Origin of the sequence: Streptomyces xylophagus, assembly GCF_000716435.1 — a bacterium.
Taxonomy (GTDB): Bacteria; Actinomycetota; Actinomycetes; order Streptomycetales; family Streptomycetaceae; genus Streptomyces; species Streptomyces xylophagus.
This window is the reverse complement of sequence record NZ_JNWO01000003.1, coordinates 293,689-308,723: the sequence shown is the minus strand read 5'-3', so window position 1 is coordinate 308,723 and position 15,035 is coordinate 293,689. Positions and strand designations below refer to the sequence as shown.

Annotated in this window: 16 protein-coding genes; 10 read left to right on the top strand and 6 right to left on the bottom strand. The window is 69.0% G+C overall.

Annotated elements, in window-relative coordinates; all coding sequences use genetic code 11:
- The first annotated feature begins 5 nt into the window (after window positions 1–5).
- From OO70_RS08415 to OO70_RS08395, 5 genes are all read left to right on the top strand, one after another.
- On the top strand, window positions 6–977 hold the full coding sequence (locus OO70_RS08415) for a carbohydrate ABC transporter permease (RefSeq protein ID WP_043666274.1): 972 nt from the start codon (window positions 6–8) through the stop codon (window positions 975–977).
- On the top strand, window positions 974–1,813 hold the full coding sequence (locus OO70_RS08410) for a carbohydrate ABC transporter permease (protein ID WP_234336785.1): 840 nt from the start codon (window positions 974–976) through the stop codon (window positions 1,811–1,813). Before OO70_RS08415 ends, OO70_RS08410 begins: the two co-directional genes overlap by 4 nt.
- 85 nt (window positions 1,814–1,898) lie before the next feature.
- Entirely contained in the window at window positions 1,899–3,653 is a 1,755-nt protein-coding gene (locus OO70_RS08405; protein ID WP_043666271.1) for an amylo-alpha-1,6-glucosidase, read from the top strand.
- A 129-nt stretch (window positions 3,654–3,782) separates the two neighbouring features.
- Complete coding sequence (locus OO70_RS08400) at window positions 3,783–5,576, top strand: RICIN domain-containing protein (RefSeq protein ID WP_043666267.1); 1,794 nt, start codon at window positions 3,783–3,785, stop codon at window positions 5,574–5,576.
- A gap of 135 nt (window positions 5,577–5,711) precedes the next feature.
- Entirely contained in the window at window positions 5,712–6,350 is a 639-nt protein-coding gene (locus OO70_RS08395; protein WP_043666264.1) for a DUF6518 family protein, read from the top strand.
- Here OO70_RS08395 and OO70_RS08390 read toward each other — a convergent pair.
- The 4 genes from OO70_RS08390 to OO70_RS08375 all read right to left on the bottom strand — a co-directional run bounded on the left by OO70_RS08390 (window position 6,302) and on the right by OO70_RS08375 (window position 10,287).
- Window positions 6,302–7,978, bottom strand: coding sequence for a CocE/NonD family hydrolase (locus OO70_RS08390; protein WP_051740903.1), 1,677 nt, complete (start codon window positions 7,976–7,978; stop codon window positions 6,302–6,304). The genes OO70_RS08395 and OO70_RS08390 overlap by 49 nt on opposite strands.
- A 105-nt stretch (window positions 7,979–8,083) precedes the next feature.
- Window positions 8,084–8,815: a PaaI family thioesterase gene (locus tag OO70_RS08385; RefSeq protein ID WP_051740900.1), complete on the bottom strand. Its 732-nt coding sequence runs from the start codon at window positions 8,813–8,815 to the stop codon at window positions 8,084–8,086.
- Between the two features lie 37 nt (window positions 8,816–8,852).
- On the bottom strand, window positions 8,853–9,863 hold the full coding sequence (locus OO70_RS08380; RefSeq protein WP_043666262.1) for a zinc-dependent alcohol dehydrogenase: 1,011 nt from the start codon (window positions 9,861–9,863) through the stop codon (window positions 8,853–8,855).
- Window positions 9,856–10,287 (bottom strand): tautomerase family protein, encoded by a 432-nt coding sequence (locus OO70_RS08375; RefSeq protein ID WP_043666260.1) that lies wholly within the window; start codon window positions 10,285–10,287, stop codon window positions 9,856–9,858. The genes OO70_RS08380 and OO70_RS08375 overlap by 8 nt, the downstream gene beginning before the upstream one ends.
- A 102-nt stretch (window positions 10,288–10,389) precedes the next feature.
- Here OO70_RS08375 and OO70_RS08370 point away from each other — a divergent pair, with 102 nt between their 5' ends.
- Window positions 10,390–10,980, top strand: coding sequence for a TetR/AcrR family transcriptional regulator (locus OO70_RS08370; protein ID WP_043666257.1), 591 nt, complete (start codon window positions 10,390–10,392; stop codon window positions 10,978–10,980).
- 23 nt (window positions 10,981–11,003) lie between these two features.
- Here the strand turns inward: OO70_RS08370 and OO70_RS08365 are convergent, their stop codons facing one another.
- Together OO70_RS08365 and OO70_RS08360 are read right to left on the bottom strand one after the other, a co-directional pair.
- Window positions 11,004–11,480, bottom strand: coding sequence for a tautomerase family protein (locus OO70_RS08365; RefSeq protein WP_043666255.1), 477 nt, complete (start codon window positions 11,478–11,480; stop codon window positions 11,004–11,006).
- 92 nt (window positions 11,481–11,572) lie between these two features.
- On the bottom strand, window positions 11,573–12,115 hold the full coding sequence (locus OO70_RS08360) for a MarR family winged helix-turn-helix transcriptional regulator (protein WP_234336784.1): 543 nt from the start codon (window positions 12,113–12,115) through the stop codon (window positions 11,573–11,575).
- Window positions 12,116–12,196: 81 nt separating this feature from the next.
- Here OO70_RS08360 and OO70_RS08355 point away from each other — a divergent pair, with 81 nt between their 5' ends.
- The 4 genes from OO70_RS08355 to OO70_RS08340 all read left to right on the top strand — a co-directional run bounded on the left by OO70_RS08355 (window position 12,197) and on the right by OO70_RS08340 (window position 15,011).
- A complete protein-coding gene (locus OO70_RS08355; protein ID WP_043666252.1) occupies window positions 12,197–13,465 on the top strand; it encodes an amidohydrolase family protein in 1,269 nt (422 codons plus the stop codon).
- A gap of 59 nt (window positions 13,466–13,524) precedes the next feature.
- Window positions 13,525–14,271 carry an SDR family NAD(P)-dependent oxidoreductase gene (locus OO70_RS08350; RefSeq protein WP_199827274.1) on the top strand — a complete coding sequence of 249 codons (747 nt, stop codon included), beginning with the start codon at window positions 13,525–13,527 and terminating at the stop codon, window positions 14,269–14,271.
- A 111-nt stretch (window positions 14,272–14,382) separates the two neighbouring features.
- Window positions 14,383–14,544 carry a hypothetical protein gene (locus tag OO70_RS08345; protein ID WP_043666884.1) on the top strand — a complete coding sequence of 54 codons (162 nt, stop codon included), beginning with the start codon at window positions 14,383–14,385 and terminating at the stop codon, window positions 14,542–14,544.
- 92 nt (window positions 14,545–14,636) lie between these two features.
- Complete coding sequence (locus OO70_RS08340) at window positions 14,637–15,011, top strand: hypothetical protein (RefSeq protein WP_043666247.1); 375 nt, start codon at window positions 14,637–14,639, stop codon at window positions 15,009–15,011.
- The last annotated feature ends 24 nt before the right edge of the window (window positions 15,012–15,035 follow it).

Genomic DNA, 15,035 nt, shown 5'->3' with positions numbered 1-15,035 from the left:
AGTTGATGAGTCACATGACCCAAGTGCCACACCGACGGCCCGTGCGCCACCACAGCGGTGCGGCCCCCACCGCACCGCCCCGGGCACGGCGTCGCCCCACCTCCCAGCAGTGGGCCGCCTGGGGCTTCCTCACCCCGGTGACCCTCTACCTCGTCCTCTTCTACGCCTATCCCCTCTACCGCAACATCGACCTGAGCCTGCGCAACTACACGGTCCGGTCCTTCGTCCAGGGCGACGCACCCTTCACGGGCCTGGCCAACTACCGCACGGTCATCGACGATCCGACCTTCGCCCCGGCCCTGCTGCACACCGTGGTCTTCACCACCGTGTGCCTGGTCTTCCAGTACGCGATCGGGCTGGCCCTGGCGGTCTTCTTCAACCAGCGCTTCCGGCTCTCCGCGACCCTGCGGGCCCTCTTCCTCGTACCGTGGCTGCTGCCGCTGATCGTGTCGGCGTCCACCTGGTCGTGGATGCTCAACAGCGACTCCGGTGTCGTCAACGCCGTACTGCACGCCGTCGGCATCGGACCGGTCAACTGGCTGACCGCACCGGGCTGGTCGCTCGCCTCGGTGATCATCGCGAACATCTGGATCGGCGTCCCGTTCAACCTGGTGGTCCTCCATAGCGGCCTCCAGTCCATCCCCGCGAGCCTCTACGAGGCCGCGGCCCTCGACGGGGCGAACGCCTGGCAGCGGTTCTGGCGGATCACCTTCCCGCTGCTGCGCCCGGTGTCCGCGATCACCCTCCTCCTCGGCCTCGTCTACACGCTCAAGGTCTTCGACATCATCTGGATCATGACCAAGGGCGGCCCGGCCGACTCGTCCACCACCTTCGCCACCTGGTCCTACCAGCTCGGCTTCGGCAACCTGCTGCCGGCCTTCGGACCGGGAGCGGCCGTAGGAAACCTGCTCGTGGTCGCCGCCCTGGTGTTCGGCCTGGTCTACGTCCGAGTCCAGCGGAAGCAGGCACTGTCATGAGCGGCACTGTCATCAACCGACGCACCAACCGCACGTGGTGGCAGACGGCCATCGGCGTCCTGTTCACCGCGGTGATGCTCTTCCCGGTCTACTGGATGCTCAACGTGTCCTTCACCCGCGACCAGGACATGCGCAAGAGCCCACCGGACCTGATCCCCCTGCACGGCACCCTGGCGGGCTACCGAGCCGTCCTGGACCAGCAGTTGCCCTACCTCGGCACCAGCCTCGTCATCGGCCTCGGCACGGTCGTCGTCACCGTGGCACTGGCCGCACCCGCGGGCTACGCACTCGCCAAGCTCCGCCCGCGCGGCGGCGGTGTGCTCAGCTTCCTCTTCCTGGTCGCCCAGATGATCCCCGGCATCATCATGGCGATGGGCTTCTACGCCATCTACCTCAGCCTCGGTCTGCTCCAGTCGGTGCCAGGGCTGATCGTCGCCGACTCCACGCTGGCCGTGCCGTTCGCCGTGCTGATCTTCACCGCGTTCATGTCCGGCATCCCCGGCGAACTGCTCCAGGCCGCACAGATGGACGGCGCCGGACCTGTGCGTACCTTCCGGTCGATCGTGTTGCCGATGAGCCGCAACTCCATCGTCACGGTGTCGCTGTTCGCGTTCCTGTGGTCCTGGTCCGACTTCGTGTTCGCCAGCACCCTCGCCAACGGCGGCGCACACGAGCCGATCACCCTCGGCATCTACCACTACATCGGCAACAACAACCAGGAGTGGAACGCCATCATGGCGACCGCCGTCGTGGCCTCGCTGCCCGCCACGGTGATCCTGGTCCTCGCCCAGCGCTACGTCGCCGCCGGCGTCACCGCGGGCGCCGTCAAGGACTGACGTCTCCCTGATTCCTGCTCGCCCGTGTGCCGATCACCCCTGCCCACGTGCCGATCACCCCTGCTCCAGAAACGAGTCACGCTGCATGACCGCCGCCCCGTCCGGCCCGGCCTTCTCCGTCCACGACATCCCGTTCAGCACCCGCGGGTCATGGTTCGGTATCTCGCCCGTGGTGGCGGAGAAGACGATCGCCGACGACCTTCATCTCGTCTCGCACCAGAACGGCATGCATGCCGTGCTGCGTCTGGTCCCGTTCGACCCGACCACCGGGGACCGCGCCGACACCGGGCCGCACGCGACCCCGAGCCTGCTCAGTTGGGTCAGTGCTGACGGCCGCATCGACCTCGCCTACGAGTCGCCGGACACGGTACGGCTGCGCGGTGACGGGCTGGGCCTGCACATCGGCGCGGCGGCGACCACACTCACGCCGTTCAGCGGCACCTATTTCTACCCCGAACCCGGCACCGGGGCCTATGTGTTCACCTCGTACGAGACCGGGCGGCGCTACCGCGTCACCGTGCTGTCCGGGACCGTGACCGAGGCGTCCGGCACACAGAGCCTGGGCAGCGCCACGCGAGGTGTCACGATCGGCCCCGAAGCTGGCGCGGTCTGGGAGATCGCGGTCGAGGAGTACGAGGCCGCCCGCCGCCCGTACGCGTCCTCGGCATCCTTCGACGCGGTCGTGGACGCCGCGCACGACGACTTCGCTTCCTTCGTCGACACCGTCGCACCCTGGCGCTCGTCCAGGACGCCCGCCGCCGAACTCGCCGCCTACGTACTGTGGTCGGCGACCGTCCGGCCCCGCGGCTTCGTCACCCGGCCCGCCGTGCTGATGTCGAAGCACTGGATGGACAAGGTGTGGAGCTGGGACCATTGCTTCAACGCCCTTGCCCTGGCGCCCGGTTCGCCCGGGCTCGCCCTGGACCAGTTCTCGTTGCCCTTCGACCACCAGGACGAGACCGGCGCGCTGCCCGACTCGGTGACCCACTCGGAGATCCTCTACAACTTCGTCAAGCCACCCATCCACGGCTGGGCACTACGCCACCTGCGCAGACGACTGCAAGAGCCGCTAGGCGAGGCGGAGTTGACCGAGGTCTACGACCGACTCGCCCGCTGGACGGACTTCTGGCTCACCATGCGGCGCGCACCCGGTTCCGCCCTCCCGCACTACCAGCACGGCAACGACAGCGGCTGGGACAACGCCACCACCTTCGACCCCGAACGCGTGATAGTCAGCGCGGACCTGGCCGCCTTCCTCATCCTCCAACTGCGCGAACTCGCCGTACTGGCAGAGGAGTTGGGGCTGCCGGACGACACGCGCAAGTGGACCCGGACAGCCGACGCGACGCAGGCGGCGCTGTTCGACGAGCTGTGGACCGGCGACCGGTTCGTCGCCCGCTCGGCACACAGCGGGACCACCTGGACCAGCTCCAGCCTGCTCGACCTGATGCCCGTGGTGCTCGGCGAGCACCTGCCCGAGCACATCGGCGACGCGCTGGCCCAACGTATCGAGGCCCACCTCACCGCGCACGGCCTCGCCACCGAACTGCCCACCTCACCGCACTACTTGGACGACGGCTACTGGCGCGGACCGATCTGGGCCCCGTCCACCGTCCTGATCGAGGACGGTCTGCGCCGCGCGGGACACGACCGTCTCGCGGACGAGATCAGCAACCGATTCCGGGCGCTGTGCGAGACCTCGGGTTTCGCGGAGAACTTCGACGCCCTCACCGGCGCGGGCCTGCGCGACCGCGCCTACACCTGGACCGCCAGCAGTTATCTGCTCCTCGCCGAGGCCCACGAGCTGAGGCGCGCCGAGGCCACGGAGGCCGTCGGCTGACAGACCCCCTGGGCGAGCCGCGCCCAGGAAGTTCCCCCTTCGGGAGACCCGCACATGCGTATACCTCGCTTCCTTTCCCCAGCCGGACGCACCGGCAGACCACCCGTCCCGAGAGGCCGCAGGACGGCCGTGGTCGCGGCGATCCTCGCCTCCTTCGCCGCTCTCACGCTCCCCGCGACCACGGCCCACGCCGCGGACACCTCCGTCACCGTCGACTTCTCCACCGCCGGCGGCGCCCCCACCTACCACGCCTCCGGCATGATCTACGGGATGACCCCGGACGGCTCGCTGCCGCAGGACCACTTCTTCACCGACATCAAGTGGCACTTCATGCGGGCCGGCGGCGCCCAGCTCAACAGCGGCGGCTACGCCACCAGCCTGGCCGACTACCAGACCCGGTGGGCCTCAACTCTCGCCCAGTACAAGCGAACCGCAGCCCTCGGCGGCACCTTCGTCCTCCTCCCGCACGACCTGTGGGGCGCCGATGGCACCACCAGTCAGGGCTGGCCCGGTGACAACGGCGACTGGACGCAGTTCGACGCCTTCGTCACCCAGCTCATCAGTGACGTCAAGGCCAACAACATGACGGTCCAGTGGGACCTGTGGAACGAGCCCGACGGCAGCGGCTTCTGGGGTGCGTCGCAGACGCAGTACCTGGCGATGTGGTCGCGTTTCTACGCCAAGGTGCGCGCCGCCTTCCCCGCCCAACTCATCGTCGGCCCGAGCATCGCGGGCCAGCCGAACTCCTCCAACAGCTGGTGGACGACGTACCTGACCTACGTCAAGGCGAACAACGTCGCCCCCGACATCTACAGCTGGCACGACGAGCCCGGTGACCCCGCCACCGACGTCGGCCGCGCCAACTCCACCCTCGCGACAGCCGGGTTGACCAACACCCGCGCCTACCAGATCAACGAGTACGCCACCCTGTCCATGCAGTCCCCGGGCGGCGGCGCCTGGTTCATCGGCCGCCTGGAACGCGCCGGCGCCGACGGTTTGCGCGGCAACTGGGCCTCCGGCACCGCACTGCACGACAACGAGGCCAACCTGCTCACCAAGAACAGCGCGGGCCAGTACCTGCCGCTCGGCGAGTGGTTCATGTACCGCTACTACGGCTCGCAGACCGGCAACATCGTCAAGCTCACCGCCGGTACGGGTACCGACGGCCTGGCCACCAAGGACAACTCGGCAGGCAACGCAAAGGTGTTGCTCGGCAGCAGCGGCAACACGGGCACCGTCACCGTCAACCTGACCGGGCTCAACACCACGTCCGTCGTGACGAACAGCCAGGTCCGCGCCGTCGTCCAGCGCATCCCGTACAACAGCGGAGCCGCGGTGACCGGCCCTGAGACGATCTCCGACACGACCCTCACGGTCAGCGGCAACGCCGCCTCGGTGAGCCTCCCTTGGACGAACGCCAAGGACGGCTACACCGTCACCCTGCTGCCCCCGTCCAACACCACCGTCTCCACGGTCGCCGTCAGCCAGAACAGCGGCCAGTGCCTGGACGACACGGGTGTCAGTACCGCCAACGGCACGCAGTACCAGCAGTACTACTGCGAGGGCGGCTACCAGCAGATGCTCGACCTCAAGCCGGTCAGCGGTACGACCAACACCTACACGGTCGTCGACGAGTTGAGCGGAAAGTGCCTGGACGTCTCGGGCGCGTCCACCGCCGACGGCGCCGCCGTCATCCAGTACACCTGCAACGGCGCCACCAACCAGCAGTTCACCCTCAACCCCGTCACCGCGCTCGGCAACAGCCACGACTACCAACTCGTCGCCGTCCACAGCGGCAAGTGCGTCGACGTCACCGGCGTCTCGACCACCGCCGGCGCGCTGATCCACCAGTGGACCTGCGACGCGGCGAGCGCCCTGAGCACCAAGAAGAACCAGATCTGGCGGCTGCTCGGCAAGAGCTGACCGCTGTCACGTATGACGATGTGGAGGGACGGTTCACCTGTCCCTCCACATCGTTCGACCGGAACAGATCTTGATTCGCCTCGGGATCCGATGACTATACATTGAGCGTATACGTCATGTGTATAGTACGCGGTCATGGCTACCACAACCGCGTCCCGACGTGACGCCCCTGCCACCGTCCTTGCCGCGACCGTGGCCTTCGGGCTGCTGCTCGGCTGGGCGACGTACGACCTGCACGGGGCGACACCCCTACTGGAGCGGGCGACCAACTCGGTGTCCACCTGGATCATCTGGACCGCCGTGGCCGGTGCGCTGATCCGCGCCCGGCAACTCGCCGTCTGGGGCGGCGCGTTGATGATGCTCGCCACCTGCGGCGGCTACTACGGGGCGTCCACGCTCGGGGACACCTTCGGAGCCGGAGGGCTCGGAACCGCCGCGGTGTGGTCGGCGGCCGGGGTGGCCGGAGGACCGTTGCTGGGCTGGGCCGGATGGACGGTGCGGCGTGGGCGGGGGGACATACGGGCCGTGGCCGGGGCGGCCATCGCGATGGTGGTTCTGGGGGAGGGGCTCTGGCTGGGGTTGGCGCTCCACTACTGGGGAGAGGCGGCCGTCTTTCTGGCAGTCGGCGCGCTGATCACCGTTGTCCTGACCGTCTGCCTGGCGCGCGCCGGGGTGCACCGTTACTGGCTGTGCGCCGTGCTCGCTCCCGTGAGTGGTCTCGCCTTCTACCTCGCCGAGGAGGGCATCCTCAACGGCCTGCTCGGCTCGCTGTGAATCCGGCGGATCGGCAGAACGATCGCGGAAGGGCGAGCGGGGTCGTGGAAGACCTGCTGGTCGGCCGGGCGGAGGGTGACGGCGGTGGCGCGGGGTTCACCGGTGCCGGGGTTGCGGTTGAAGCGGGGGAACGCGCCGCTGGAGACCTGGACGCGGATGCGGTGGCCGCGCTTGAACAGGTAGGCCGTAGGCCACAGTTGTACCGCCGCGCACGTCGTCTCGTCGGAGTCGGCATCGGTGAGGCTGATCAGGCCGTCGCAGACGTTCGTGGACTTCTCCTTCTCGTCGACGTCGCACAGGCGGACGAAGACGTCGGCGTACGGCAGGCTGGAGCGGAAGAAGATCTCCGCGCTCACCTCGCCGACTACCTCAACATCCTCTTGTAGCGGGGGAGTTGTGTACGTCAGGACGTCGGACCGCGCCTCCAGCTCGGCGTTGTCCACACGGCCGTACTTCTGCAGGGTCCACATCCGTACACCGCCGAGCGCGGGGGTGGGGTCGGCCGGGTCGTAGCGGTACTCGTCCGGGGTGGACTCGCCGGGCAGGTCGGCGGCCAGGGCGCCGCCGGGCTGGAGGTGGAAGCGCTGCGGCTCGTATCCCGGGGGCGGCCAGGCGGGGAAGTCGCGCCACTTGTCCTCGCCCATGACGAACAGCCGTACCGGAGCGCGCTCCGGCGGTGTCTCGCCCTTGGCGAGGGCCAGGCCCCACTCCAGCGCCTCGCGGGTGGCCAGTCCGTCCATCGCCATCGCCCAGTGCGCCCAGGGGCCGATCGTGACCCGGTGCGGGGTGTCCGGGCTGGTCCGGCGCAGGGTCTGGAAGTCGCGCAGTTGGTTGGGCAGGAACAGGTCGTACCAGCCGCCCACCAGACTCGCCGGGACGGTGATGTCGGCGACCTTGTCGACATGGTCGGCCGCCTGCCAGAACGGGCCGTCGCCGTCGTGGTCGAGGACGTTCTGGAAGTAGCTGTTGCGGTGCCCCAGGAGTCCGACGTCGGCCTGGCTCAGCGGGAGGGTGCGCATGGCGCGCAGGATCTCGCGCTCCTCGAGCGCGTTGCGCACGTTGGCGAACCGGCGTTCCTGCCGTTCGACCTGGACCGCCCAGGTGAACGGGGTCTCCAGGGCGAAGCCGCCCTCGCGGTTGAACGCCATGGTGAAGGTGGCGTTGGACACCACCGGAACCATGGCCTTGACCTGCGGCGGTACGGCGTCCGCCACCGACCATTGGGTATAGCCGACGTAGCTGGCGCCGACAAGCACGATCGAGTCACCGGCCCACGGCTGCTTGACCACCCAGTCCAGGACGTCCAGACCGTCCTTGCGCTCGCACAGGAACGGGTTGAACGGGCCGTCGGAGCCGAAGGTGGCCCGCGAGCTCACGATCAGCGCCTGGAAACCGCGCTCGACCAACGGCTTGGCCGCCCCCAGTGCGAGCGTGCCGGCTCGGCCGTACGGGGTACGGATCAGCGCGATCGGCAGGCCGTCACCGCCGCCCTTCGGACTCCAGCGGTCGGCCAGGAGGACGGCGCCGTCCCGCACGGGCACGGGCAGATCGCGCTCGACGGCCAGGTCCCGGGTCTGTGGCGGGGGGAGTTTCTGGAGGTACTGGGTGACGTAGCTGTTGAGGTTCATGGGGGAGGCCCTGTTGTTCGCGGTGGTTCGGATGGGGCAGGTGCGGGGTGAAACGCGAAGGGGAGGCAGCCGGCGAGATCAGCCGGATCAGCGGGTTGCATGCCGTCAATCAGGGAGATTGTCACGATCAGGCCCGTCCTGCCTGCGCAGAACTGACGGGTCACTCGGGAACAGGGCGCGAGCGCGGTCCGGGTCGGGCGAGACGAAGACACCGTCTGCGGTGACCACGACGGTCGACGGGTCCTCCTCGGTGCTGATCGAGCCGGCTACGAAGACCTTGCGGCCCTCGGTGCCCGTGACCCGGGCGTGGACCCACAAGGGCGTCTCCAGGGGGACGGGCCGGCGGTAGCGCACCTGGAGGGAGACCGTCATGCCGGGTAGTCCGGCGGCGATGCAGGCCCGGCCCATGAGTTCGTCCAGCAGCATGGCGCTCATGCCGCCGTGCCCGTAGCCGGGCGGTCCTTCGTGGGCGATACCGAGGGTGCAGCGGCCCACGGCGCCACCGCTGTCAGCGGTCACCTGCATGGGCGGAGCGAGCGGGCTCCCGGCTCCCGTCACGGGGCTGTACATCCGTATCTCTCCGGGGAACTCGTCGACGGCAGGGATCTCCGCCCTGGTACGTCGCCGACCGGTCAACTGCCCCCTGAGAAGGCGGACTTCGTCCGCGATCCGGTGCAGGACCTCGACCGGGGCCGCGGTGCGTACGGTGGCGTCCACGAGGGCCCGCAGTTCGTGGCCGAGGGCGGCAATGGCCTCCCGTTGGAGGTCCAGCTCCGCTCCTGTCGTGCCTGCTGTGTCGTGGGTCGTCGCCGGGAATTCGGTCGGTATCGCGTTCATCAAGTTTCTCGGTCGGGGTGTCGTGGTCGCGACGCGGTCAGCCGTCGGCGCGGACGAAGACGGGCTTGAGGCGCCTCTCGGGCAGTTCGTCGGGGAGCTGTTCCCAGTCGAGGACGTGGGAGACGACCCGTGCCGGGTCGACCTTGCCCGAGGCGGCCAGTTCGAGGGCGTCGGGGATGTGGTTGCGGACGTTGTCGCGGGCGATGCGCAGGGTGACGCCGGTGAGGTACATGTCGAGCAGGGGCAGCTCGCCGGGCCGGAAGTGGTTGCCGGCGGACTCACAAATGCCTTCCGGAGCAAGGGACTTGACGGCCAAGGCGAGCTGCTCGACGCGGCCGGTCGCCTCTACGGCGATGTCGAAGCCGTGCCGGACCGGCTCCAGCGTCTCGGCGGTGGCGGCGCCGTAACTGCGGGCGAGTTCGCGGTGTTCGGGGTCCGGGTCGACGTACAGAACGTCCGAGGCGCCGAGCGCGCGGGCGATGTCGCACACGTACAGGCCGATGCTGCCGCGGGCGACGACCAGGACGCGGGCGCCGGGCTTGTTCTTGAGGTGGGGTGCCACCAGGCGCCAGGACAGGGACCAGTTGTCGCTGGCCGAGGCCATCGCGACCGGGCTGAGGCCCTCGGGCAGGGGCACCAGCATGGCGTCCGCGTACGGGACCCGGACCAGGTCGGAGAAGAGACCGCCCCAACTGCCGCCGATCGGCGCGCCGTACATCGCCATGTGCGGTACGGCCGAGCAGTGCGCGGTGAGTCCGGCACGGCAGTGGTCGCAGGTGCCGCAGTTGATGGACCAGGGGACGACCACCAGGTCGCCGGGGGATACGGCCGTCACCGCGTCGCCGATGTCGACGACCCGGGCCACGCACTCGTGGCCCAGGGCGAAGGGCGGTTCGATGAAGCCGTGTCCGGCCAGGATCGCGGAGTCGACGTCACAGGAGGTGGCCGCGACCGGGGCGACGATCGCCTCCTGGTCGGACTGGAGCTTGGGGTCGGGAGCCTCGCGCCATTCGACGGTGCGCTTCGCGACGTAGGTCAGTTCACGCATCGGCGCGCTGCCCCTTCGCGAGGGCGACGAGGTCGGCGTAGCGGATGACCGAGCCGCCCGCGCCCCAGGTGCCGTCGGGCTGTTCGTGCACCAGCACCCACACGCGCAGTGCGTCGTCCGGGGTGAGTCCGGCGGCGGCCAGCACGGTCTTCGTCGCGTCCTCGACCAGGCCCGCCTTGCGGCGCTCCGACAGCGCGCCCTGCGGGACGGTGACGTCCACGAGGAAGCGGGGCGCCTCGTCCTCCGCGGTGGTCTGCGCGCCTTCGGGGAGTTCGACGAGGTAACTCCACGCCTGGGCGCGGAAGAACGCCGTGTCGGGCGCTCCCTCCCAGCGGAGCAGGACGGCGGCCAGGTCGCGCTGGACTGTCTTGCGGCCCTCCTCGGTCAGCGAGGCGGGCGGGACGGTGAGCCGGATCATCGGCATGGCGGAGTCTTCCCTTCGGTGGACACACGGTCTATGACGAGCGTTATAACCGGAGATCAAGCTAGACTATGACGAGCGTTATATCCAGATGGGAGTGCGGCCTTGGCCAAATCCAGCGCGCCGTCGCGTGAGCGCATCGTGGCCGGTGCGGCCGACATGATCAGCAGGCGCGGCCTGAGTGCCACGAGCATCCGGGACCTGGCCAAACACGCCAAGGCGCCGCTCGGTTCGACGTACCACTACTTCCCCGAGGGCAAGCAGCAGTTGGTGACCGAGGCGGTGCGGTATGCGGGGGGAGCGGTTGCCCGCATTCTGCGTGCCGAGCTGAAGGCGGGTCCGGTCGCCGGCGTGCGCGCCTTCCTGGGACTGTGGCGCGGCATCGTCGTCGAGAGCGATTTCCGCGCCGGCTGTCCCGTGCTGGCCGTCTCCGTCGAGGAGCCGCCGCTGGACGAGGTCTCACCGGCACTCACTGCCGCCGCCGAGGCGTTCGAGGGCTGGGAGCGGCTGCTCGCCGAGTCGCTGAGGGAGCACGGAGTGACCCGCGACCGGGCCGAGGGTCTCGCGGCCCTCATCGTGGCATCGGTCGAGGGCGCCACCGCCATGTGCCGCGCCAAGCGCAGTGCGCAGCCCCTGGACCAGGTCGCGCAGCAGCTCGAGGAGCTGATCGTCGGCGCGATCGACCGTCCGGCCTGACGGTGGGGGAGCGGCTCCGGGGCTCAGCCGTCGATCGCCGCGCGGATCGCCTTGGCCTTGTCCTCCGTGAACACGCCGCTTTCGAGGAGCGAGAGGACGGAGAGTACGCCGCCGCCGGCGCCCCAGCTGCCCTCGTCGATGACACGGAAGGTGACCCACCAGGCCGGTGACGGCGCCGGCAGCCGGCAGGCCTCGGCAAGCGCTGCCAGGACGCGCTCGATGACCTCGGCCCGGACCTCCCGGCGCCAGTCCCCGTCCATGACCGCCACGTCGATCACCATGACGTCGAGCCCCGGACCGGTGTCCGCCAGCAGACGTCCGCCGATGGCCATCATGTCGGGCTCACGCTCCACGAAGTGCACCTGGAACCCGACCCGCGCGGCCGGCGCGAACCGACCGACCTCGGGCACGAGCACCGCGTCCGTCAACGTCTCGGCCAGCGCGCGGCGCTCCTCAAGGCTCAGGCGCCCTTTGGGAGTGTTGACGGTGATGACGGTCACGGCTGCCTCCTATGACGATCGTTATAGCGTGACTCTACATCAGCTCTATAACGAGTGTTCTACTCGCTGGGCTCGCCGGGCCCGCTGCGCGATCAGGCCCGGGGTCGGGCGACCCGAACTGTCCCGCCGCTGCCGAGCAGGCTCGGGCTGACGGCGAAGAGCTCCCGCAGCGCGGCGGTCGCCGCCTCGACGGCCGCCGCGGGCACGCCGTCGAAAAGGGCGTCGTGAGCGGCCGCGTTCGCGAGGACCGCCCGCTCGGCCAGCGCGACGCCGTCCGGTGTCAGCCGGAGCCAGGTGCTGCGGGCGTCGTCCGGGTCGTCCTCCCGCTCGACGACGCCGCGCGCCACCAGGCGGTGGGTGACATTCGTCGTGCCGCCGGTGGTGAGCATCACGGAGCGGGCGAGCTGGTTCGGCTTCATGCGGTACGGCGTACCGGACCGGCGCAGGGTCACCAGCACGTCGAACTCGGCCGGTGTCAGCCCGAGTTCGGTCAGCTCGCGCCGCATGACGCCGTCCAGTACGCCGGACATGAACATGATCCGTTTGGTCAGTTCCGAGGAGGAGCGTTCGACCTCGGGCAGTTCCGCACGCCATGAGTCCATCCAGGCGTCCACGGGATCCGGTGTTGTCGTCACGGTTGCATGCTAGGTCACTGTCGATATAGCTTTCGAGATAGCTTTTCAAAAAGCTACTGCTCGAGAGAGGTTGGCAGCGCCATGCCCGACACCCGCATCCTGATCCGCAACGGCCACGTGATCGACACCGAGCCGGAACCGATCGCCCACTCCGGTACCGACGTTCTGATCGAGGGCGGCCGGATCACCGCCGTAGGACGCGACCTGGCCTCGGAGGGCGCCACCGTCATCGACGCCACCGACCGGATCGTGCTCCCGGGCTTCGTGGACACCCACCGGCACCTCTGGCAGTCGGCGCTGCGCGGCGCGGCCGTGGACACCGATCTCGGTACCTACCTCGGCCTCCTGGCGCGGTGCGGCCCACGGATGCGGCCGCAGGACGTGCACATCGCCACCCTGGCAGGCGCGTTGGAGTGCCTCGACTCCGGTATCACGACCCAGCTGGACTACTCGCACATCGCGTACTCGCCGGAGCACGCGGACGCGGCCATCGACGCCCTGCACACGGCCGGGCTGCGCGCGGTCTACGGCTACGGCACTCCGGTCACCGGGGGCGGCGACCTCGGCGACGTCCGCCGCCTGCGCACCGAGCGCCTGTCCGACGACAGCGCGCTCGTCACCATGGCGTACGCCCCGCTCGGACCGTCGTTCGCGCCGATCGAGACGGTGACCGAGGAATGGCGCATGACGGACGAGCTGGACCTGCCGCTGACGTTCCACGTCGCCAGTACCCCTGTCAGCCCACAGCCGATCTCCGCCCTGCGCGATGCCGGCCTGCTCCGCCGGAAGATCCTCTACGTGCACGGCAACACGCTCGCCGACGACGAACTGAAGCTGATCGCCGACTCGGGTGCCACCGCCTCGGCAGCCCCCGGCGCGGAGGCGATGCTGGGCAACAACGCACCGGTGGCGGGCCGTCTGCGGCGCGCCGGCGTCACCACCGGTCTCGGCGTCGACGCCGTCACCTCGGCCCCCGGTGACATGTTCTCCCTGATGCGGGCGGCACTGCTCGCCAGCCAGATCGCCGACGACCCCAGGATGACCGTCGGGGACGTACTGCGGATGGCCACGCTGGACGGTGCCGCCGCGCTGGGCCTGGCCGACCGGATCGGCTCACTGCGCCCCGGCAAACAGGCCGACGTCGTCCTGCTCCGCCTGGACGACATCAACCTGCTCACCGCAGAGCGTGACCCCATCGCGGCCGTGGTCACGGCGGCGCACCCCCACAACGTGGACACGGTCCTCGTGGCAGGACGGGTCGTGAAGGCCGCGGGCCGCCTGCTCCACGGAGACCTTGCCCGGACCGCCCGGGCGCTGCGGGACACCGCGGCCACCGTCGCCGGCGGCTGAGTTCCCCCTCGGACCCGATCCATCAGAGCAAGTCCGTCAAAAACTAAGGGAGTTGTGTCATGGCTGGACGTCTGACCGGTAGGACCGCCGTGGTGACCGGTGGGAGCGCCGGAATAGGCCGAGTGATCGTGCAGAAGCTGTCCGCCGAGGGCGCCGACGTCGCCGTCGCCGATCTCGACCCGGCGGACGAGACGCGGGCGCTCGTCGAGGCGAACGGGCGCCGCTTCTTCAGCGCGAAGGTCGACGTGTCCGACGAGGCCCAGGTGAACGCGTTCGCCGCGCAGGTCCACGCGGCACTGGGCCCTGTGGACATCGTGGTGAACAACGCGGCCGTCGCCATGCTGCGCGACTTCGAGAACACGTCGTTCGAGCAGTGGAGCAACCTCTTCTCCATCAACGTGAACGGCTACTTCCTCGTCACCAAGGCCTTCCTGGCGGACGTCAAGAAGTCACCGGCCGGTCGCGTGATCAACATGTCGTCGTCGAGCTACTGGGAAGCCCCGCCCATGTTCCTCGCGTATGTCTCCGCGAAGGGCGCCGTCAACGGCTTCACCCACGCGCTGGCGACCGACCTCGCGCGCTACGACGTCACGGTCAACGCCCTCGCCCCGAGCGTCGTGCGTACTCCGACCACGCTCCGCGAGCTCGACGACGACTTCTTCGCGCATCACGCGCAGTTGCAGAACCTGAAGCGGGAGCAGACGCCCGAGGACGTGGCGAACCTGGCCGCGTTCCTCGCCTCCGACGAGGCCGCGTTCATCACCGGTCAGGTCATCCTCGTCGACGGTGGGCTGATCCGCCGCTGATGGAGATTCCGCACGCGCGCGACCTCGGCCGTACCGAACACAGGTGAATTGCAGGTCCGTAGGCGTGAGCGGAGAATGTGGGGGCAGACGGCAGTTCGGAGGTTGACAATTATGATTCCCCTGATTCTTGTTCTTCTGCTGGCCCTCATTCTCTTCGGTGCGGGTTTCGCGCTGAAGATTCTGTGGTGGGTCGCGATCGTCGTGCTGGTTCTTTGGCTCGTCGGATTCGTTGCTCGTCCGAAGGGCGGCAGTGGCCGTTGGTATCGCTGGTAGTTGCGGATTCTTTCGTGAATACGGGGCGTGCGACCCCGGATGACGGGCACCCGCAACTGTGGCTGTCGAATAAACCGAGGAGTTGTTTTCGCGTGACTGAGAATGTGTGGAGTTACAAGTCGACCGCGGGTCGTCTGGCGGACGCCGACCTCAGTGGATACAAGGTCGAGGCGACCGACGGCGGTATCGGCAAGGTCGACAAGCACTCCGACGAGGTCGGTGACGCCTATCTGGTCGTCGACACCGGTGTGTGGATCTTCGGCAAGGAGGTTCTGCTCCCGGCGAGCACGGTCGTGAGCATCGACCCGAGCGAGAAGAAGGTCTTCGTCGGCCTCACCAAGGAACAGATCAAGGACGCCCCCGACTTCGAGCGTGAGAAGCACCTCGGCGACCGGGGTTACCACGACCAGGTGGGCACGTACTACGGCACGGGCGGCGGCGGCCCCTTCGGCGGCCCGCGCGTCTGATCCGGCGTCTGCCGCGAGCACCAC